Raw genomic sequence first — 18687 nt, 5'->3', positions numbered from 1 at the left:
CCGGCTCTGCCTAGTCCGTGAGCCGGGCGGCCAGGAGCTGCCCTTCGAGTACCTCGGCACGGGGCAGATCCAGCCCGAACACCGCCTCGGCCAAGGCCAGGGCCCGCAGGTCGGGCCGGTCCACACCGTCCCCGTGCTGATGCGCCGCGCTGCCGTCCGGCAGCAACAGCCCCGCCTCCCGCATCGCCCCGGCCAGCCGGTCGGGATCGGCGCCGGTACGCTCGTGCTCGCGGCCGGGCTCGAACCGGCACACGATACGGCCGTCCTCCGCATAGCCGAGCGAACTGTCCGCATTCACCGTGCGCCAGAAGTCGACCGCCTCGGTTCCCATCGAGAGCCGTCGGACGCCGTCCGACGGGGCCGGACCCGCGGGACCGCCCTCGACGAAGGCATACGCCCACCCCGCGCTCGCCCCGGCACGCACCACCACGTCATCGGTCTCGTCAGCCAGGTCACCGGCCTCCAGTCGGGTCAGCATCCGACCGGACTCCGACTCCAGACCAAGCCGCGTCAGCAGGTCGGCCGGGCTCAGCCCTCGTGCGAACAGCACCCAATAGCCGAGATCCACTTCATCCGCCGTCGCCAGCCACCGAATCCCGTCCAACGCGTTCCTCTCGTTGCAGGGCACGCAGAGCCCATACGCCGTTGCGGACATCGACGATGCCACCGCCCGCTCAGCGTACGCAGAATCACCCGGGCCGCACCTCGTGCTTGCGGCGGGCGACGGCACGACGTTCGTGTCGGCGGACGACCTGGTACACCGATGGCCCGGCAACATTCCTGCGGCGGGTCGGGAACCTCCGGGCGCCCGGCGGCGTTCGTGTCACTGACGGCCGGATGATCCGAGTCGTCGGCTCGCAGTGTCCGACTGCTGGTTCCGCACGATGACTTGACCGGGGGGCAAGAGGCGTGCAGCAGCACCGCGCACATCCCACGCGCCCGGCCGCCGTCGTGCTCTCGGCGCTGCTCGCGGTCCTGACCTTCCTCCTGCCGGTGTCGGCCAAGTCGGTGCCGGCGTCCCGCCCGGCCTCGGCGGGGACGGCCGCGACGGTGACCGCGCAGGCGTCCGCGACCGCCGACGCTCAGCGAACCGTCGCCGTGACGCGTCCCGTTCTGGGCCACGCCGACGCCGTGCCGTACCCGTTCCACGACTTCCTGGGCGCTGGCGCCGGGGAGGCGGCCCCGCACCGCACTGTCGGCGGCCCCGCCGTGGCTGTGGCGGCCGCGGCCCCGGGAGCGAGCGGGGGCGGCCACGCGTATCGCCCGCGCGGCCCGCCGTCCCGATGGAGCACCGAAGTCCGTACCGACGCCTGACCGTTCGCCTCCGTGCCCGGCACAGACGTCGGCTCCGTCTGCCTGCCCATCGTGGAGAACTCATGTCTCGCGCGCCCATGTGGCGGGCGATCGTCGCCCTAGGTGTGATCGCCGCCTCGCTCTTCTTCGCCCTCACCCAGTCCCCCCGCCTCGGCCTCGATCTCCGCGGCGGCACCCAGATCGTCCTGGAGACCAAGGACTCACCCGTCGTCAAGGCCGATGCCGAATCCACCCAGCGGGCCCTGGAGGTGCTCCGCCAGCGGGTCGACGCGCTCGGCGTGTCCGAGCCGAGCCTGTACCGGTCGGGACAGCAGCGGATCTTCGTCGAGCTGCCCGGCGTTCAGGATCCGCGCGAGGCCGCCGAAGTCATCGGCCGCACCGCGCAGTTGACCGTCCACCCGGTGCAGGGCGCGACGGACAAGCAGGATGAGAACAAGGGGGCGCCGGCCAAGGACGGCTCGCGCACCCTGGCCGACCCCGACCAGCAGGGCGCGTTCCTCAGGCTGGGGCCCACCGCCCTCACCGGCGAGGGCGTCAAGGACGCCGAGGCGGTGCTCGACCAGCAGACGATGTCGGGCTGGACGGTCAACCTCTCCTTCCGCGGGCAGGCGGGCAAGGACTGGGCACGGATCACCGGGGCGGCGGCCTGTGCCCCGCAGGGCGCCCCCGAGCGGCGCGTCGCCATCGTCCTGGACGGCAAGGTCCTCTCGGCGCCCGGCGTCAACCCGGACGTGGCGTGCGAGGTCGGCATCTCCGGCGGCTCCACGCAGATCACCGGCGGCTTCGGCCGGGAAGAGGCCCGCGAGCTGGCCGCGCTCGTCAAGGGCGGCGCGCTGCCGGTGCCCGTGGAGGTCGTGGAGCAGCGCACCGTCGGCCCCACTCTCGGTGCCGACGCCATCGCCGCCAGCGCCCAGGCCGCGATCATCGGGCTCGCCCTGACGGGGCTGTTCATCCTCGTCGTCTACCGGCTGCTCGGCGCCCTGGCCACCATCGCGCTCGCGCTGTACGGGCTCATCTCCTACGCCGCGCTGGTCGCCCTGGGCGCGACCCTGACACTGCCCGGACTCGCCGGTTTCGTCCTGGCGATCGGCATGGCGGTGGACGCGAACGTGCTGGTCTTCGAGCGTGCCCGCGAGGAGTACCTGGCAGTCCGCGCCCTGAAGTCGGCCTCGGCGCACCTGGACAAGCCGCTGCGCACCGGCTTCGACAAGACCTGGAGCGCGGTCGTCGACTCGAATGTGACCACGCTGCTCGCGGCCGGCCTGCTCTTCTTCTTCGCGACCGGACCCGTCAAAGGCTTCGGCGTCACGCTCTCCATCGGTGTTCTGGTCTCGATGATCTCGGCCCTGGTGATCACCAGGGTCCTCGCCGACCTCGTGATCCGGCGCCGCTTCGTGCGCAACCGGCCCGGTCTGACCGGGATCGCCTCCACCGGCCGGGTTCGCACCTGGCTCGCGCACCGCAAACCCCGCCTGGTGCACCACCGGCGCCGCTGGTTCGGCGTCAGCGCGCTGCTGATCGTGGTCGCCGTCGCCGGAATCGGCCTGCGGGGTCTGGACTTCGGGGTGGAGTTCACCGGCGGGCGCCTGGTGGAGTACAGCACCAGCAAGCCCGTGGACGTTGACGCGGCGCGGTCGGCGGTCTCGGACGCCGGGTTCCCGCGCGCGTTGGTGCAGGAGTCGGGGGACGGTGACATCTCGGTACGCACCGGTGAGCTGAGCAACGACCAGCAGCACACGATCAAAACGGCGCTGGCGGCGGAGGGCGGCGAGGTCACCGTCGAGCGGGACGAGCTGATCGGCCCGAGCCTCGGCGACGAGCTGCGCCGGAACGCGCTCATCACGCTCGGCATCGCCGTCGCGGCCCAGCTGATCTACCTCAGCGTGCGATTCCGGTGGACGTTCGCCGCCGCGGCGGTATCGGCCATGGTGCACGACGTGCTGCTCGTGGTGGGCCTGTTCGCCTGGCTCGGCAAGCCCGTCGACAGCGTCTTCCTGGCAGCCCTGCTCACCGTCATCGGGTACTCCGTCAATGACACCGTCGTCGTCTTCGACCGGGTGCGCGAGGCGCGCCGCCGCGATCCGGCGGCGGACCTGGAAACCACCGCGAACAGGGCCGTCATCCAGACGCTGCCGCGCACGGTGAACACCGGTCTGGGCGCGCTGTTCATCCTGGCGGCCCTGGCCGTGCTCGGCGGTGACTCGCTCGCGGACTTCTCCGTGGCGCTGATCGCCGGCGTGGTGATCGGCATGGCGTCGACGGTCTTCACCGCCGTACCGATCGCCGTGCAGCTCGAAGGCAACCACCCGGCGCCGCCGGTGCGCCCCGAGCGCGGCGAGGACAGCGGATCGCGCCGTCCGCTGGAGCGACGCGGGCGGGCGCGGGGGTCGGGCGCTGTGGTGTGAAGGCGGGGAGACGCGGAGGCGTAGGCGGGATGCGGCAGGCCGTGGAGGGACTGCCCGCCTACTGCCCGCGCGACCTTCCCCTCACCCGTCCATGGGGCGCCGGCCGGCGGCGTCTTCGCGTCCTGAGCACCGGGGAGGATACGGTCGAAGCCTGTCCCCGGCACGCGAGTGAGAGGCGGGTGTGATCGTGAGTCGGATCCTGGTGACCGGTTCCGCGGACGGTCTCGGGCGGGCCGCGGCGGACTCGCTGCTGTCCGCCGGGCACGAGGTGGTGGTGCACGCGCGGAACCCGGAACGCGCGGCGGGTCTCGACGCGTTGTCCGACCGCGGGGCGCACGTCGTGGTGGGCGACTTCGCCGAGCGGGACGCCGTACGGCGCGTCGCCGCCGAACTGAACGACGGCAAGCCGCTCGACGCGGTCATCCACAACGCCGGGGTGTGGAGCGGTCCGGCCGTCATGCCGGTCAACGTGATCGCGCCGTATCTGGTCACGGCCCTGCTGCGCGGGCCGCGCCGGCTGGTGTACCTGAGCAGCAGCTCGCACTTCGACGGGCGTCCCTCGACGGACGGGGTCGACTGGCGGGGCGGGAAGGCGGGTTCCTACTCCGACAGCAAACTGTTCGTCACGGCGCTCGCGGCGGCGGTGGCCCGGCTGCGCCCCGGAGTGCTGAGCAACGCCGTCGATCCGGGCTGGGTGCCCACGAAGATGGGCGGCCCGAACGCACCGGACGACCTCGAACTCGGCCACCGCACGCAGGAGTGGCTCGCCTCCAGCGACGATCCGCAGGCCCTGACCACCGGCGGCTACTGGTACTACGGCGAACAGTTGGAACCCCACGGCTCCGTCCACGACGAGGACTTCCAGGACCGCCTCCTGCGGACACTGGCCGAGGAGACGGGCACCGTGCTCTGACCGACTCGGCGGATCCCGGGAGCGTCGGGCAGCTCGTCCTCCGGCGGCCCGGGCTCCACCGACCGGGGACGCGCGCGGCGCCCGGCCGGCCGGTGGTTCGGGACGCGGGCCCGCTCAGGCCGACTTCCCTCCCGTGCAGGCCGCGCCCGGTTCCGGAGTCTGGTCGCCCTGGACGTACTTGGTGAGGAAGGTGTCCACGCGGGGGTCCGAGGCGGAGTTCACGGCCAGTTGCCTGCCCCAGGCGGAGAGGGTGATCGGGGAGGACTGGTCGGCGTAGGGGCTCATGAGGGTGTACGGCGTCCCCTGGACCTTGTCCTTGAGGGCGCTGACGTCGGTGTCGGCGGCCTTGTCGTTGTAGGTGATCCAGACGGCGCCGTGTTCGAGGGAGTGGACGGCGTTCATCTCGGCTATCTCCCGGTCGTAGACGTCGCCGTTGCAGTTCATCCAGACCTGGTCGTGGTCCCCGCCGACCGCCGGGGACATCTTGTAGTCGACCGGCTTGGTGACGTGGTTCTGGCTGAGGTCCTTGAAGGTGCGCTCGCCCTTGATCGGGGCGGCGGCCGCGCGTTCCTCGGCCGCGTTCTGATCCTGGCTGCGGTCCACGAGGTACCAGCCGCCGCCGATCACACCGGCGACGATGACCCCGCTGGAGATCCAGGTGATCATGCGGTTGCGGCGGTCGCGTGCCTCCTGGGCGCGGCGCATTTCTTCCACCTTGGCGCGGCGTTCGGCGCGCTGGGCTTTGATTCGGGACGATCCCATGGCATGTCCTTGTCCCCACCGCACAGGTGAGAGCGCGGTGGTGCGGTTCGGGTGAGGGTGTCCGGCGCGCTCGCGTGTGCGGCGGCGGGACGGGGGCGGCGGGCACGGTGGTGCGTGCGGGCACGTGGCCGTGCGGTGCCGCTCCTAGATCCGCTGGACCTGGAGTTGGTGGATGCCGGGGGTGTGGGCGAGATCGGGCGGTGCGCCTCGGGCGGCCGACGTGCCGGGCGGGCCGGCGGCGGAGACGTCCACGGCTCGGGGGCAGGGCGCGGGCAGGGGCGAGGCGGTGTTCGCGGCGGCCCAGGTCGTGGAGCGGCCGTGCGCGTCGCCGGGTCCGTGCTGATTGCTCGGGCAGGTGCGGTCGGCCTCGACGGTCGCGACGGCGCCGATGAGGACGGGCGGTCCGGCGGTCGTCCCGCCGGCGGAGACCGAGGCGGCCACCGGCGGGGAGGGCTCGGCGGAGGTCTCGGCAGAGGTGTGGGTGCAGATCGGCAGCACCCACATCAGTGCGGCGAGCAGGGCGGCGCAGCGCAGCACGACGAAGGGGGCCGTGTTCCCCGCCCCGCCCCGCGGTCCCTGGCGCCGGTTGTTCATCGCGGCAGATCGTAACCAACGGCGTGGCGGGGAGGGGACCGGGTCCGGACAGTGGATGGTTCGGGATGGCGGAGAATGGTTCAGGGTTTCCTGAATTCAAGATTCTGTGTATCGTCGCGGTGTGCTGTCCATCGCCTCCGACATCGACGCCCTGGCCCGCTTCGGCCGCGCGCTCGCCGACCCGATCCGCTGCCGCATCCTGCTCGCGCTGCGGGATGCCCCGGCCCATCCGGCCGACCTCGCCGACAAGTTGGAGATCTCCCGCACCCGGCTCTCCAACCACCTCGCGTGTCTGCGGGACTGCGGGATCGTCGTCGCCGTTCCCGAGGGCCGCCGGGTGCGGTACGAACTGGCCGACGGCCGCCTCGGACACGCCCTGGACGACCTGCGCGGCGCCGTCCTCGCCGTCGAGGCCGACCGCACCTGCGCGGACGCGGACGAGAAGGGCTGCTGCTGATGACGGTGACATCCCTCGGTACCGCACCCGACCGCCAGTCCCAACTGGCCCGGCGCATACGTCTGTTGGTCGCCGCCACCATCGCCTACAACGTCATCGAGGCGATCGTCGCGATCACCGCGGGGACGATCGCCTCCTCCACCGCCCTGATCGGCTTCGGTCTGGACTCGGTCGTCGAGGTCTCCTCGGCGGCCGCGGTCGCCTGGCAGTTCTCGGCGCGCGAGCACGCCGTGCGGGAGGCACGGGAGAGGACCGCGCTGCGGATCATCGCGGTCTCCTTCTTCGCGCTGGCCGCCTACGTCACCGTCGACGCCGTCCGCGCCCTCGGCGGCGCCGGGGAGGCCCGGCACTCCACGGTCGGCATCGTGCTGGCCGCGCTCTCGCTGGCGGTCATGCCGTTCCTGTCCGCCGCCCAGCGCCGTGCCGGGCGCGAACTGGGTTCCGCCTCGGCCGTCGCCGACTCCAAGCAGACCCTGCTGTGCACCTACCTGTCGGCCGTCCTGCTCGTCGGCCTGCTGGCCAACTCCCTGTTCGGCTGGAGCTGGGCCGACCCGATCGCCGCCCTGGTGATCGCCGCCGTGGCGGTCAAGGAGGGCCGGGACGCGTGGCGGGGCGACGGCTGCTGTGCCGTGCCGGTTGCCGCGGTGACCACGGAGGCCGCAGGGGGCACGGAGGTCTCAGAGGCCACGGACCGGAAAGCGCACGACTGCTCCTGCTGCTGACCTGGGCAGCGACCGCCCGGCCCGCCTTCCAGGGTGTTCACGTCGAGGTCTTCTTCGGCGAACGGCGGTTCATCCACGCCGCGACCAGCGCACCGGAGACGTTGTGCCAGACCGAGAACACGGCGGCCGGGAGCGCGGTCAGCGGGGCGAAGTAGGTCGCGGCGAGAGAGGCGGCGAGCCCGGAGTTCTGCATGCCGACCTCGAAGGCCATGGCCCGGCTGGCGGCGGGTTCCAGCCGGGCGAGCCGGCCCGCTCCGTAACCGAGGGCGAGGCCGAGGCCGTTGTGCAGCACCACGGCGAGCAGGACGACGACGGCCGCGTCCTTGAGCGCGGAGGCACTCGCGGCCACCACGATCAGGACGATCACCCCGACGGTGGCGGCGGACAACCAGGGCAGCGCGGGCAGGCACCGTCGGACCAGGGCGCCCGCGACACGTCGTACCAGCAGGCCCGCGACGGCCGGGACCAGCACGGTCTTGAGGATGTCGACGACCATCGGTCCGGCCTCGACGTCGAGCAGATGCCCGGCCAGCAGCAGGACGAGATAGGGCGTCAGGAGCGGGGCGAGCAGGGTGGAGACCGTCGCCACGGACATCGACAGCGCGACGTCTCCCCTGGCCAGGAAGGTCACCACATTGGACGCCGTGCCGCTGGGGGCGCATCCGACGAGGATCACTCCCACGGCCAACTCGGGTGCCAGGTCCAGCCCGTGGGCGATCGCCCAGCCCAGGCCCGGCATGATCACGTAGTGGGCGACCAGGCCGAGCGCGACCACCCACGGCCGCCTGGCGACGGTGTGGAAGTCCTGCGAGGTCATCGTCAGTCCCATGCAGAACATGACCAGGCCGAGCAGATAGGGAATGGCGGGCTTGCCGCCCTCGAACCAGGACGGCAGGGCCAGGCCGAGACCACCGGCCGCCAGCACGAGCAGCGGGAAGACGGTGACGGCCCGCTTCGCCGTCCGGTCGGCCCGCGCGTCCTCTCCGGCGGACGGCCCGGCCCGTCGTCGGGACAGCCGGTGCCGCCGATGCCTCCGATGCCACGGGTGCCGCCGTGCTGCTGTGGTCCTGAGGGCGTTCCATCGCCGGTGTGCCTCCTGTCTCCGTGTCCGCATCCGGCCTTCCGGCCTTCCGGCCATGCGAGCAGACGAACGTGGTCGGGGCGTGGAGGGCCGACACCGATTCCGTGTACGGGCGGCGCCCGCCGCGGCCTTCAGGAGGAGGGGTCGAGCAGGCGCTTGGGGTGCATGCCCTCGACCATGCCGAGGAAGGGCGGATGGATGCTGTAGCCGAGCATCCGGCGGATGTCCTCGGACACCGCACGGACCGTGTCGCGGGTGGTGGACAGGCTGAACACCTCCTGCGTTCGGAGCCAGGGCTCGCAGTACTGGGCCGTGACGGCCAGACGGGGGTCGGCACAGGCGTTGGCGCCGCCCCATGCCCCAGGGTGCCGACGAAGAAGACGCAGGAGCCGGGCGGCGTGACGGCCCGCACCCGGGTGTCGTCGTCGGCCGACTGCCGCTCGTCGCCCCGGTGGTGACTGCCCGGCAGGACCACGGTGGCGCCGTTTCGGCCCACACCCCGATGGTCCACACCCCGATGATCCAAACCTCGGTGATGCCGAGGAGCCCGCGCCCTGTGATCGTCAGACGGGAAGCCACTGGTCGGCATAAGCACGCAGGCCGGCCAGGTGCGCGCCCCGGGCCACATGGCCGAGGTGGCCGTCCGGGCGTACGAGGCCCTGGGCGACGTCCGGCCAGGGGGACTCCGCGGCCAGGCGGTGGACGGTGACGAGGTCCTCCCGGCCGCGCAGGAGCGGGGCGAGGCGTTCGTCGGACCACAGGTGGGGCGGGCCGGTGAGGAGCAGGTGCCAGCCGGGGGCGGAGGTCCGTGCCTGGAGGCCGCGCGGCACGTCGGGCAGCCGGTCCCCGGCCCGCGGGCCGTGCGCCGGCGGGCGGGTTCCGGCCAGGGAGAGCGGGCTGCGCCGGTAGTGGATGCCGAGTTCCGAGACGGTACGGAAGATCCGCGTGCGCAGGACGGTCGACCGGAGCACCAACGGGGCCAGGTGCGGGGCGAGTCGGGTGCGGGCCAGCCGTAGGAGCGGGTGGTGGCCCGTGGCGACGGTGAAGGCCCGGTCGGTGAGGCCGCGGACGCTGCGGCCGACGGGGGCGCGCTCGCTCTCGTACGTCGCCAGCAGCCGTTCCGGCGCTCTGCCGTGGCAGACCTGGGCGAGTTTCCAGCCCAGGTTCAGGGCGTCCTGGATGCCGGTGTTCATGCCCTGGGCGCCGGCCGGGCTGTGGATGTGCGCCGCGTCGCCGGCCAGGAAGAAGGGGCCCGAGCGATAACGGGCGGCGCCTCGGTTGTGGAGGCGGAACGCGGTCGCCCACACCGGGTCGCGCAGCACCAGGCCGTCCGACGTCCAGTGGTCGACGATCCCCTGGAGGAGCTCCGTCGTCACCTCGGCGTCGACGGGCGTGCCGGGCGGGCGCATCGCGAGCATCCGCCAGGTGGCCGGTTCCCCGAGCGGGAAGAAGAACAGCATCCCGGCGCCGGTCAGATAGGTGTGCGCGGAGCCCGGTTCCAGCCCGTCGACCTCCAGGTCGGCCAGCAGGAAGGTCTGCGGATAGGCGTACCCCTCGAAGCCGATGCCCGCCTGGGTCCGTACGGTGCTGTGGGCGCCGTCGCAGCCGACGACGTACCGGGCGCGCATGGTCTCCTCCGCCCCGTCCCGCCGCAGCCGGCAGACGACGAGGCCGCCCTCCCGCTCCGCCCGCACCAGCTCCGTGCCCCGCTCGACCTCGACGTCCCGCGCGGCCAGCCAGGCGCCCAGGACGCGCTCGGTCTCGGCCTGCGAGAGGAACAGCAGGAAGGGGTACGGCGTGTCGTCGCAGCCGATGTCGAACAACGGCAGCCGCACCACCCTGCGCGGCAGATGCAGGCACAGCCGGGCCGTCGGGTTGCCCCGCGCGACCAGTTCCTCCGTGATCCCGAACCCGGCCAGCGCCTCCAGCGTGCGGGGCTGGACGGCCAGCGCCCTGGACTCCCGTACCCGGTCGAGACAGCGGTCCACGATCCGGAAGCGGGCCCCGTGCGCACCCAGCTGTGCGCCGAGCGCGAGTCCGGTCGGTCCCGCGCCCACCACGAGCACGTCCAGCGGAGCCGTCATGTCTCCACGGTAGTGCGGGGTGGGCGGCCGGAGCGGACAGGACCGTCACACCTCGGCCTCGGCCCTGCCGTCACGGGCCTCGGCCTCGGTCACGTCATCGAGGTCCCGTCGTCGCGTTCCCGTCGTCGAGGTCAGTGTCCGCGCGGGGCGTACATGATCACGGCCATGCCCGCGAGGCAGATCAGCGCGCCCGTCACGTCGAAGCGGTCGGGGCGGTAGCCGTCGGCGACCATGCCCCAGGCGATCGACCCGGCGACGAAGATCCCGCCGTACGCGGCGAGGATCCGGCCGAAGTCGGCGTCCGGCTGGAGGGTGGCGACGAAGCCGTACAGGCCCAGGGCGATGACACCGGCGCCGATCCAGACCCAGCCCCGGTGCTCACGGACGCCCTGCCAGACCAGCCAGGCGCCCCCGATCTCGAACAGCGCGGCGAGGACGAACAGGAGGACGGAACGGGCGACGAGCACGGGGGGAGTCCTTCGGGTGCGCGAGGTGTGCGGGTGCGGCGGGTGCGGACGGGGAGCGAATGCGCCCTCCCGCCCCGCACCCGTGACGGTAGCCGCTCGGCCTCACTCGTTCGGCCGAGGAAACGGGGGCGCGGCGAGGCCGAGGGCCGCGAACACCGGCCGTTCGGCCGAAGTGGCCGGGTGTGCCGGGGCGGGAGATTGAGGTCCGGCCCGCTTCCCTCGCCATCTGCCGCTTCCGCAGCTTTCGCCACTTCCGCCATCGGAGCTCCCCGTGTCAGAGCCGTCACCCGCCCTCAACCTTGTCTCCATCCCCACCGGCACGGCCGCCCGGCCGTCAGGAGCGCGCTTCTCCGGGACGCGCAGGGACGGCCCGTACTGGCTGGGATGCGTGGTGTTCGCGCTCGTGCTCGCCGCGGTCACCACGCTGTCCGCGCACCGGGTGTGGGGCCTGTGCGCGGCGGCCGGTTACGCCACGGCGGCGGTGCTGGCCGGGCGCTCGTCGGCCGCCTGGGGCAGGGGGGCCGCGCTCGCCGCGGCGGCCGGGTCCGTCGTGGTGCCGCTGGCGGTGCTGATGGTCCTGGGTACGGCCCAGCCGGAGGTCGGTGTCGTCGAGCACTCGGCGCGGCTGCTGCTGAACACCGGCAGCCCCTACGCACCGCATCCGGTCGACGTCGGCGACTTCAACCCCTACCTGCCCGGCATGGCGGTGTTCGGCCTTCCGCACGCGCTGCTGGGCGACACCCCGCTCGCGGACGCCCGGCTGTGGTTCGCCGCGGTGTTCCTCGGGTCCATGGCTCTCGCCGCCCGGTACGCCGGCGACGGCGGGCACGCCCCGGCCAGTCCCCCGGCCGCGCCACGCACCGCGGGCTCCCTGCCGCCGGCCCGGGCCGCGCTGCTGCTCGCCGGGTTCCCGGCGGTGGCGCTGCCGGTCGCGGTGGGCGGGGTGGACCTGCCGGTGATCGGGCTGATGTGCCTGGCGCTGGCGCTCGCGGGCCGGCGCGGGTCCGGTACGGCGGCCGGGGCGGCGTTGGGCGCCGCGGCGGCGCTGAAGTGGACCGCCTGGCCGCTGCTGCCGGTGGCGCTCGTGCTGCTCCTGGTGACGGCGGGCCGCCGTACCGCGCTGCGGGCCGCCGCCACGGCCCTGCTGGTGGCGGCGGTCGCGGTGGTGCCGAGCGCGCTGGCCGATCCGCACGCCTTCGTCGAGCACGTGGTGCTCTTCCCGCTCGGCGCGGCCGGGACCGGCTCCCCGGCGACCAGTCCCCTGCCCGGCTACCTGCTCGCCACCTACGTCCCCGGCGGACACGTCCTCGCCGTCGCGGCCCTGGCGGTGAGCGCCCTGGCGGTGGGTACCTGGCTGCTGGTGCGCCCGCCCCGTACGGTTCTCGCCGCGGCCGACCGGCTGGCCCTCGGGCTGGGACTCGCCATGTGCCTGATGCCGGCCACGCGTTTCGGCTACCTCGTGTACCCACTGGTGCTCGTGACGTGGTTCCGCCAGAGCCGTACGGCGGCCCCGACGGCCGCCCGGCCCGCGCTCACGGCGGCCGTCGCGCTGCCCGCCCGTCGCGCCCACACCACGGACGCGGAGACCGAACGGGCCGCGTGATCCGGGCGGCCGTCGCCCTCGCCCACGGGTCGGGCTCGTCGCCCCCGCTCACCCTCCCGAGCCGCCCGGCGTCAGTGCTTGCGCCCCACCCCGCAGTAGGCGTCGACCCCGGCGGGGGCGGCCGTCTCGGAGTCGGGCCGCCACTCGGGGACCCGGACGATGCCGGGCTCCAGCACGTCGAGGCCGTCGAAGAAGGCGGCGATCTCCGCGACGCTGCGCACGTGGTACGGGACGGCGCCGCTCTTGTTGTACGCCTCCGACGCGGCGATCATGCCCTCGCTGGTGGCGGTGCTGTCGCTGATCACCAGGTAGCTGCCCGAGGGCAGTCCGGCCATCAGCCGGGCGACGAGGTCACGGGCCCGGCCGTGGTCGGCCACGTGGCCGAGGGTGTTGAGGATCATCAGGGCGACCGGCCGGGACAGGTCCAGGGTGCCCGCGGCGGCCTCCAGGACGGCCTCGGGTTCGTAGAGGTCGGCGTCCAGGTAGGCGGTCCTGCCCTCGCGGGTGCTGGTGAGCAGGGCGTGCGCGTGGGCCAGTACGACGGGGTCGTTGTCGACGTAGACGATGCGGGCGTCCGGTGCCACGCGCTGGGCCACCTCGTGGGTGTTGTCCGCGGTGGGCAGTCCGGTGCCGACGTCCAGGAACTGCCGTATGCCCTGCTCGCCCGCGAGGTGGCGGACGGCGCGGCCCAGGAAGTGGCGGCTGGTGAGCGCCACGTCGACGAGGCCGGGGAAGATCTCCTTGATCTCGTCCCCGATCCGCTGGTCGACCTCGTAGTGGTCCTTGCCGCCCACGAAGTAGTTCCAGAAACGGGCCGAGTGCGGCTTGGAGGTGTCGATGCGGGCGTCCGCCCGGGCGGCGGCGGTGGGGTCCGACACGGCAGGTCCTCCTGCGGGTTGGCGTCGATGATCAGGCACCAACGTAGGTGAACCTCCGGTGCGCGCAGGCGCGTTCGCTCCACACACCCTTCACACACCGTGGAGTTCTGGCCAATCCTGCCGTCGTCTCTCCCACACCGCCCTTACCGCCCTCAGGTGCGGAAACGTGCCGTTCATCGGTGATGCCGCCCGGGGTAACAAGCGGTTTCTAACGTGTCCCCCCATGGATTCTGGGTTGTATACACAGTCGGACGCGGCCGAGGCGCAGCCCGGCGCGGTCCCTCCGCGGCAGACCGACCAGGCGGTGCGGGAGACGCTGGAGGACTACACCCTCCGCTTCGCTCCCCGCAGCTACCGGCGCTGGACACCCATGGTCGTGGCGACGACCGCGCTCGGCGGCATCGCCTACATGGCCGACTTCTCCATCGGCGCGGGCATCGGCCTGGCCCACGGCACCGGCAACGCGCTCGTGGCGATCGCCGTCGCCGCGGTGGTCATCTTCGTCACCGGCTTCCCGCTGGCGTACTACGGCGCCCGGTACAACATCGACCTGGATCTGATCACCCGCGGCTCCGGCTTCGGCTACTACGGCTCCATCCTCACCAGCGTCATCTTCGCCAGCTTCACCTTCATCTTCTTCGCCCTCGAAGGCTCGATCATGGCCCAGGGCCTCAAGCTGGGCCTCGGGCTGCCGCTGTGGCTGGGGTATCTGGTCTCCACGCTGATGGTGATCCCGCTGGTGATCTACGGCATGAAGGCGCTCAGCAAGCTCCAGGTGTGGACCACCCCGGTCTGGCTCGTCCTGATGGTCGCCCCGCTGGTCTACCTGATCGCCACCGACCCCGGCACGGTCGACCGCTTCCTGTCCTACGCGGGCACCGACGGCGAGGGCGGCGTCAACACCGCCTCCGTGCTGCTGGGTGCCGGTGTCTGCCTGTCCCTGATCGCCCAGATCGGCGAACAGATCGACTACCTGCGCTTCATGCCGCCCAAGACCGAGGCGAACAAGCGCGGTTGGTGGACCGCGGTGATCATGGCCGGTCCCGGGTGGGTGGTCCTGGGCGCGCTCAAGCAGGCCATCGGGGTCTTCCTCGCCGTCTACATCCTGGCCAAGGTCGGTCCGACGGCGGCGCCCGAGCCGATCCAGCAGTTCCGCGGCGCCTTCGACGCGATGATGCCGTCCTGGCTGGTGGTCCCGCTGGCCGTGGTGCTCGTCGTGATCAGCCAGATCAAGATCAACGTGACCAACGCGTACTCCGGTTCGCTGGCGTGGACCAACTCCTTCACCCGCGTCACCCGGCGCTACCCGGGCCGGATGGTCTTCGTCCTGGTCAACCTGGGCTTCGCGCTCATCCTGATGGAGGCAGACATGTTCAGCTTCCTCAACAGCATCCTGGGCTTCTACTCGAACTGCGCCATCGCCTGGGTCGTGACCGTCGCCACCGACATCGGCGTCAACAAGTACCTGCTGAAGATCTCCCCGCTCCAGCCGGAGTTCCGCCGGGGCATGCTGCACGCCGTCAACCCGGTCGGTGTCGTCGCCTTCGTCGCCGCCTCCGGGCTGTCCATCGCGATGTACTTCCACGCCCTCGGCGACACCCTCCAGCCGTACTCCCCCGTCGCCGCGGCCGTCATCGCCTTCGTCCTCACCCCGTTGATGGCGATCGTCACCAAGGGCAGGTACTACCTGCGCCGCACCGACGACGGCATCGACGAGCCGCTCCTGGACGCCGACGGCAACCCCAGCGCGACGACGTACGACTGCCATGTCTGCCGCCAGCCCTACGAGCGCCCCGACCTGGCCGCCTGCCGCACGCACGACGCGGTCATCTGCTCGCTGTGCCTGAGCACCGACAAGGTCGGCGACCACGTGCTGCCGGCGACGGCCGTTCAGCCGGTGCGGTAGAGGGCCGTGAGCAGTTCCACGACGGCCTGGGTGGCGGGGTGTGCCTCGTCGCGCCACCAGGCCAGGCGCACGGCGATCGGCTCGGCGTCGCGCACCGGACGGTAGACGATGCCGCGGCGCGGGTACTGGTCGGCGGTCGACTCCGCGGTCACGCCGACGCACCGGCCCGTGGAGATCAGGGTGAGCCAGTCGTCCACGTCATGTGTCTCCTCGGTCCGCGGGCGGGCGTCCGCCGGCCACAGCTCGGGGGTCGTGGTGCCGGTCCGGCGGTCGATCAGGAGGGTGCGGCCGGCTAGGTCGGCGAGCCGCACCGAACGGCGCCGGGCCAGGGGGTCGTCGGCGGCCAGGGCGCACAACCGCCGTTCCAGGCCGACGATGACGGAGTCGAACCGGCGGTCGTCCAACGGCCTGCGCACCACGGCGAGATCGCAGCCGCCCTCCGCGAGACCGGCGGTGGCGGAGTTGGTCCGGGCCAGGTGCAGATCGGTGCCGGGATGTGTCTGGGCCCAGCGGCGCTGGAACGCGGAGGTGTGCCGGCCGAGCGCGGACCAGGCGTAGCCGATCCGCAGCCGGGTGTGGCCCGAGGTGGCCTCCCGGACCAGGTCGTCCACCTCGCCGAGCACCCGCCGGGCCTGCGCCAGCACCCGCTGCCCGGTCGCGGTCGGCGTCACCTCCCGTGAGGTGCGGCGCAACAGCCGTACGCCGAGGGCCCGTTCGAGCGAGGCCAGGGTGCGGGACACGGCCGCCTGGGAGACGCCGAGCGCGATGGCCGCGTCGGTGAAGGTGCCCTCGTCGACGATCGCGACGAGGCAGCGCAGCTGTCTGAGCTCCACATCATGCATGCGTACAGCGTATGGATGGACCGGTGTACGCATTGTGCGTATGCGAGGGACGGGCCGCACGATCGGCGTATGTCCGCCTCGCCCTCCCCCGCAGCCGGCTCACCCTCCTCCACTCCCGCGTCGCCCTCCCCCGAAGCCGGCTCGCCCTCCGCGGCCGACGCCCTGGCCGCCGTCGACGCGACGGCACCCGTCCGTGGGCGTCTCGCCGGTGTCGTCACCATGGTCGCCAGCGGTCTGTCCAACCAGACGGGGGCCGCGATCGGATCTCTGGCCTTTCCCGTCCTCGGCCCGGTGGGAGTCGTGGCGGTCCGTCAATACGTGGCCGCACTCGCCCTGTTGGCGGTGGGACGGCCCCGACTGCGGTCCTTCACACGGCGGCAGTGGTGGCCGGTCCTGCTGCTCGGCCTGGTGTTCGGGGCGATGAACCTCTCCCTGTACAGCGCCGTCGACCGCGTGGGCCTCGGGCTCGCGGTGACCCTGGAGTTCCTAGGCCCGCTCACCGTCGCCCTCGCCGCGACGCGCCGCCGCGTGGACCTGTGCTGCGCGCTGATCGCCGCCGCGGGTGTCGTCACGCTGCTGCGGCCGCGCCCCTCGGCCGACTATCTCGGGATGGGCCTGGGTCTGCTCGCCGCCGCCTGCTGGGCGTCGTACATCCTGCTCAACCGCACGGTCGGCCGGCGGGTGCCCGGGGCCCAGGGCTCCGCCGCGGCCGCCGCGTTCTCCGCGGTGATGTTCCTGCCGGTCGGCGCGGTACTCGTGTTGCGCGAGCCGCCGAGCGCGGTGGCCGTCGTATACGCGGTGACGGCCGGGGTGCTGTCCTCCGCGGTGCCGTACCTGGCCGACCTGTTCACCCTGCGCCATGTACCGGCCCAGGCCTTCGGCCTGTTCATGAGCGTCAACCCGGTCCTCGCCGCCGTCGTGGGGCGGCTCGGCCTCGGCCAGGACCTCGGCTGGACGGAGTGGGCGGGCATCGGCGCGATCGTCACCGCGAACACGCTGAGCATCGCCCGTGTGAAGCGCGCGTGACGGAACCGTTGACGGGGGCATGCCCTCCGCTTATCTTCTGACCGAATTCACGAACCGCGTTCGATATCACGAACAGGACGGTCGCCCATGCGTCGGCTACTCGTCGGTCTCATCACCGTACTCATCGCCCTGGTGTCGGCGACGACCCAGCCCGCCGTCGCCGCCGACGGCCGTCCGTTCACCAACCCGGTGAAGTCGTTCAAGGGCGCCGATCCGTGGCTCCAGTACCACGACGGCAACTACTACCTGATCACCACGACGTTCACCGGGATCCTCGGCATCCGCAAGTCCCCGACCCTGGCGGGCCTCGCCACCGCGGCCGGCGTGCAGGTGTATGCGGACACCACCCCGACGCGCAACACCAACATCTGGGCGCCGGAGATGCACCTGTTCAACGGCCACTGGTACGTGTACTACTCGGCCGGGCAGAGCGGTGTGGCCTGCTGCGACTCGCAGCGCACGCATGTGCTGGAGAGCGCGGGCACCGACCCCATGGGACCGTACACCTACAAGGGTTCGCTGACCGGGTCCAACCTCACCCCGGGTGGCTGGCTGATCGACGCGAGCGTGCTCCAGGCGAACGGCAGGCTGTATCTGCTCGGCAGCGGGTTCGTCAACGGCAGCACCCAGAGCCTGGTCATCGCGCCGCTGAGCAATCCGTACACCCTGGCGAGCAGCACCTTCACGGTCATCTCCAGCCCGACCCTGGACTGGGAGCGGTCCGGCAGCCCCGTCACCGAAGGCCCCGAGCCGCTCTACCACGACGGCCGCACCTTCCTGACGTACTCCGCCAGCTCCTGCCAGACCGCCGACTACAAGCTCGGCCAGCTGGAGCTGACCGGCTCCGACCCGCTCAACCCCGCCTCCTGGACGAAGAAGCAGACCCCCGTCTTCCAGCGCAGCGACGCGAGCGGCGTCTACGGCCCCGGCCACAACGGCTTCTTCACCTCGCCGGACGGCACCGAGAACTGGATCGTCTACCACGCCAACTCCGCGGCGAACGGCGGCTGCGGCAACGGACGCACCACCCGCGCCCAGGAGTTCACCTGGAACGCCGACGGCACCCCGAACTTCGGCACCCCGGTCGCGCTCGGGACGACGCTCCCCGGCCCGTCCGGCGAGACGGCGGCCACGCCGACGGCGTACACCCTGGTCAACCGCAACAGCGGCAAGTGTCTGGACGTGGCGGGCGGCAACACCGCGAACGGCACGAACGTCTTCCAGTGGAGTTGCACCGGCGGCGCCAACCAGAAGTGGAAGGTCGAGGACCTCGGCGACGACACCAGCCGCCTGGTCAACGTGGCCACCGGCGGTGTGCTGGACGGGGCCGACTGCTCCAGCGCCGACGGGGCCGATCTGCGCCAGTGGTCCTGGCTGAACAACAAGTGCCAGCGCTATCGGCTGGTGCACACGGCCACCGGTGACCACGTCCGGATCGTGAACGAGAACAGCGGCAAGGTCGCGGACGTCGCCAACTGCGGTACGGCCGACGGGACCGACGTACGGCAGTGGACCTGGCTGAACAACACCTGCCAGCAGTGGCGGCTCGTCCCCACGACCTGATCATCCCCACTACCGACCGCCTGATCACTCCCCTCTACCGACCGCCCGGTCGCTCCCCCTCCGATGACTC

General features: G+C 72.3%; 18 protein-coding genes and 1 pseudogene. 9 read left to right on the top strand and 10 right to left on the bottom strand.

Annotated elements, in window-relative coordinates; genetic code table 11:
- Window positions 1-10: 10 nt before the first annotated feature.
- Window positions 11-604 (bottom strand): DUF6461 domain-containing protein, encoded by a 594-nt coding sequence (locus SLINC_RS35570; RefSeq protein ID WP_152038977.1) that lies wholly within the window; start codon window positions 602-604, stop codon window positions 11-13.
- A 305-nt stretch (window positions 605-909) separates the two neighbouring features.
- Between SLINC_RS35570 and SLINC_RS35565 the strand changes: the two genes are divergently transcribed.
- From SLINC_RS35565 to SLINC_RS35555, 3 genes are all read left to right on the top strand, one after another.
- Window positions 910-1314 carry a hypothetical protein gene (locus tag SLINC_RS35565; RefSeq protein WP_067442228.1) on the top strand — a complete coding sequence of 135 codons (405 nt, stop codon included), beginning with the start codon at window positions 910-912 and terminating at the stop codon, window positions 1312-1314.
- A 62-nt stretch (window positions 1315-1376) separates the two neighbouring features.
- Window positions 1377-3719, top strand: coding sequence for a protein translocase subunit SecD (gene secD, locus SLINC_RS35560; protein ID WP_067442226.1), 2343 nt, complete (start codon window positions 1377-1379; stop codon window positions 3717-3719).
- A gap of 187 nt (window positions 3720-3906) precedes the next feature.
- Window positions 3907-4632, top strand: coding sequence for an SDR family NAD(P)-dependent oxidoreductase (locus tag SLINC_RS35555; RefSeq protein ID WP_067446053.1), 726 nt, complete (start codon window positions 3907-3909; stop codon window positions 4630-4632).
- 114 nt (window positions 4633-4746) lie between these two features.
- Here the strand turns inward: SLINC_RS35555 and SLINC_RS35550 are convergent, their stop codons facing one another.
- Window positions 4747-5394, bottom strand: a complete 648-nt coding sequence (locus SLINC_RS35550; protein WP_067442224.1) for a DUF3105 domain-containing protein — start codon at window positions 5392-5394, stop codon at window positions 4747-4749.
- A gap of 144 nt (window positions 5395-5538) precedes the next feature.
- Entirely contained in the window at window positions 5539-5988 is a 450-nt protein-coding gene (locus tag SLINC_RS35545) for a hypothetical protein (RefSeq protein ID WP_067442222.1), read from the bottom strand.
- Between the two features lie 121 nt (window positions 5989-6109).
- On the opposite strand from SLINC_RS35545, the gene SLINC_RS35540 reads away from it, so the two are divergent.
- Together SLINC_RS35540 and SLINC_RS35535 are read left to right on the top strand one after the other, a co-directional pair.
- Window positions 6110-6445, top strand: coding sequence for an ArsR/SmtB family transcription factor (locus SLINC_RS35540; protein WP_067442219.1), 336 nt, complete (start codon window positions 6110-6112; stop codon window positions 6443-6445).
- A complete protein-coding gene (locus tag SLINC_RS35535) occupies window positions 6445-7167 on the top strand; it encodes a cation efflux transmembrane domain-containing protein (RefSeq protein ID WP_067442217.1) in 723 nt (240 codons plus the stop codon). The genes SLINC_RS35540 and SLINC_RS35535 overlap by 1 nt, the downstream gene beginning before the upstream one ends.
- Window positions 7168-7204: 37 nt before the next feature.
- Here SLINC_RS35535 and SLINC_RS35530 read toward each other — a convergent pair whose 3' ends face one another.
- The 5 genes and pseudogenes from SLINC_RS35530 to SLINC_RS35520 form a co-directional block, all read right to left on the bottom strand.
- On the bottom strand, window positions 7205-8281 hold the full coding sequence (locus tag SLINC_RS35530; protein WP_079164895.1) for a bile acid:sodium symporter family protein: 1077 nt from the start codon (window positions 8279-8281) through the stop codon (window positions 7205-7207).
- Window positions 8282-8379: 98 nt separating this feature from the next.
- A complete protein-coding gene (locus SLINC_RS49615) occupies window positions 8380-8523 on the bottom strand; it encodes a hypothetical protein (RefSeq protein WP_225988286.1) in 144 nt (47 codons plus the stop codon).
- Window positions 8524-8651: 128 nt separating this feature from the next.
- A pseudogene (locus SLINC_RS49610) lies at window positions 8652-8837 on the bottom strand (hypothetical protein); the annotation flags it as partial.
- On the bottom strand, window positions 8812-10332 hold the full coding sequence (locus SLINC_RS35525) for an FAD-dependent monooxygenase (protein ID WP_067442215.1): 1521 nt from the start codon (window positions 10330-10332) through the stop codon (window positions 8812-8814). The pseudogene SLINC_RS49610 and the gene SLINC_RS35525, both read right to left, overlap by 26 nt.
- 131 nt (window positions 10333-10463) lie before the next feature.
- Window positions 10464-10799 (bottom strand): YnfA family protein, encoded by a 336-nt coding sequence (locus SLINC_RS35520; RefSeq protein WP_067442213.1) that lies wholly within the window; start codon window positions 10797-10799, stop codon window positions 10464-10466.
- A 271-nt stretch (window positions 10800-11070) separates the two neighbouring features.
- On the opposite strand from SLINC_RS35520, the gene SLINC_RS35515 reads away from it, so the two are divergent.
- Window positions 11071-12402, top strand: a complete 1332-nt coding sequence (locus tag SLINC_RS35515; RefSeq protein WP_310736492.1) for a glycosyltransferase 87 family protein — start codon at window positions 11071-11073, stop codon at window positions 12400-12402.
- A gap of 71 nt (window positions 12403-12473) precedes the next feature.
- On the opposite strand, the gene SLINC_RS35510 is transcribed toward SLINC_RS35515, so the two are convergent.
- Complete coding sequence (locus tag SLINC_RS35510) at window positions 12474-13280, bottom strand: SAM-dependent methyltransferase (protein ID WP_067442211.1); 807 nt, start codon at window positions 13278-13280, stop codon at window positions 12474-12476.
- A gap of 223 nt (window positions 13281-13503) precedes the next feature.
- Between SLINC_RS35510 and SLINC_RS35505 the strand changes: the two genes are divergently transcribed.
- Window positions 13504-15186, top strand: coding sequence for a purine-cytosine permease family protein (locus tag SLINC_RS35505; RefSeq protein WP_067442209.1), 1683 nt, complete (start codon window positions 13504-13506; stop codon window positions 15184-15186).
- On the opposite strand, the gene SLINC_RS35500 is transcribed toward SLINC_RS35505, so the two are convergent.
- Window positions 15171-16028 carry a LysR family transcriptional regulator gene (locus SLINC_RS35500; protein WP_067442207.1) on the bottom strand — a complete coding sequence of 286 codons (858 nt, stop codon included), beginning with the start codon at window positions 16026-16028 and terminating at the stop codon, window positions 15171-15173. The two genes, SLINC_RS35505 and SLINC_RS35500, sit on opposite strands and share 16 nt — an antisense overlap.
- 219 nt (window positions 16029-16247) lie before the next feature.
- On the opposite strand from SLINC_RS35500, the gene SLINC_RS35495 reads away from it, so the two are divergent.
- Window positions 16248-17054 (top strand): EamA family transporter, encoded by an 807-nt coding sequence (locus SLINC_RS35495; protein WP_067446046.1) that lies wholly within the window; start codon window positions 16248-16250, stop codon window positions 17052-17054.
- 87 nt (window positions 17055-17141) lie between these two features.
- Window positions 17142-18617, top strand: a complete 1476-nt coding sequence (locus tag SLINC_RS35490; RefSeq protein WP_067442205.1) for a family 43 glycosylhydrolase — start codon at window positions 17142-17144, stop codon at window positions 18615-18617.
- Window positions 18618-18687 lie beyond the last annotated feature (70 nt).

The sequence above is a fragment of the Streptomyces lincolnensis genome (genome assembly GCF_001685355.1).
Classification (GTDB): Bacteria; Actinomycetota; Actinomycetes; order Streptomycetales; family Streptomycetaceae; genus Streptomyces; species Streptomyces lincolnensis.
The sequence above is the reverse complement of the archived record's forward strand: the minus strand, read 5'-3'. Positions and strand labels throughout refer to the sequence as shown.

What these genes read in the sequence shown, in the direction of transcription:
- SLINC_RS35545 (WP_067442222.1), bottom strand. Translation starts at nt 5,988, where the DNA reads ATGAACAACCGGCGCCAGGGACCGCGGGGCGGGGCGGGGAACACGGCC.
- SLINC_RS35535 (WP_067442217.1), top strand. Translation starts at nt 6,445, where the DNA reads ATGACGGTGACATCCCTCGGTACCGCACCCGACCGCCAGTCCCAACTG.
- SLINC_RS35505 (WP_067442209.1), top strand. Translation starts at nt 13,504, where the DNA reads ATGGATTCTGGGTTGTATACACAGTCGGACGCGGCCGAGGCGCAGCCC.
- SLINC_RS35490 (WP_067442205.1), top strand. Translation starts at nt 17,142, where the DNA reads ATGCGTCGGCTACTCGTCGGTCTCATCACCGTACTCATCGCCCTGGTG.
- SLINC_RS35530 (WP_079164895.1), bottom strand. Translation starts at nt 8,281, where the DNA reads ATGCGGACACGGAGACAGGAGGCACACCGGCGATGGAACGCCCTCAGG.
- SLINC_RS35500 (WP_067442207.1), bottom strand. Translation starts at nt 16,028, where the DNA reads ATGCATGATGTGGAGCTCAGACAGCTGCGCTGCCTCGTCGCGATCGTC.
- SLINC_RS35525 (WP_067442215.1), bottom strand. Translation starts at nt 10,332, where the DNA reads ATGACGGCTCCGCTGGACGTGCTCGTGGTGGGCGCGGGACCGACCGGA.
- secD (WP_067442226.1), top strand. Translation starts at nt 1,377, where the DNA reads ATGTCTCGCGCGCCCATGTGGCGGGCGATCGTCGCCCTAGGTGTGATC.
- SLINC_RS35550 (WP_067442224.1), bottom strand. Translation starts at nt 5,394, where the DNA reads ATGGGATCGTCCCGAATCAAAGCCCAGCGCGCCGAACGCCGCGCCAAG.
- SLINC_RS35495 (WP_067446046.1), top strand. Translation starts at nt 16,248, where the DNA reads ATGGTCGCCAGCGGTCTGTCCAACCAGACGGGGGCCGCGATCGGATCT.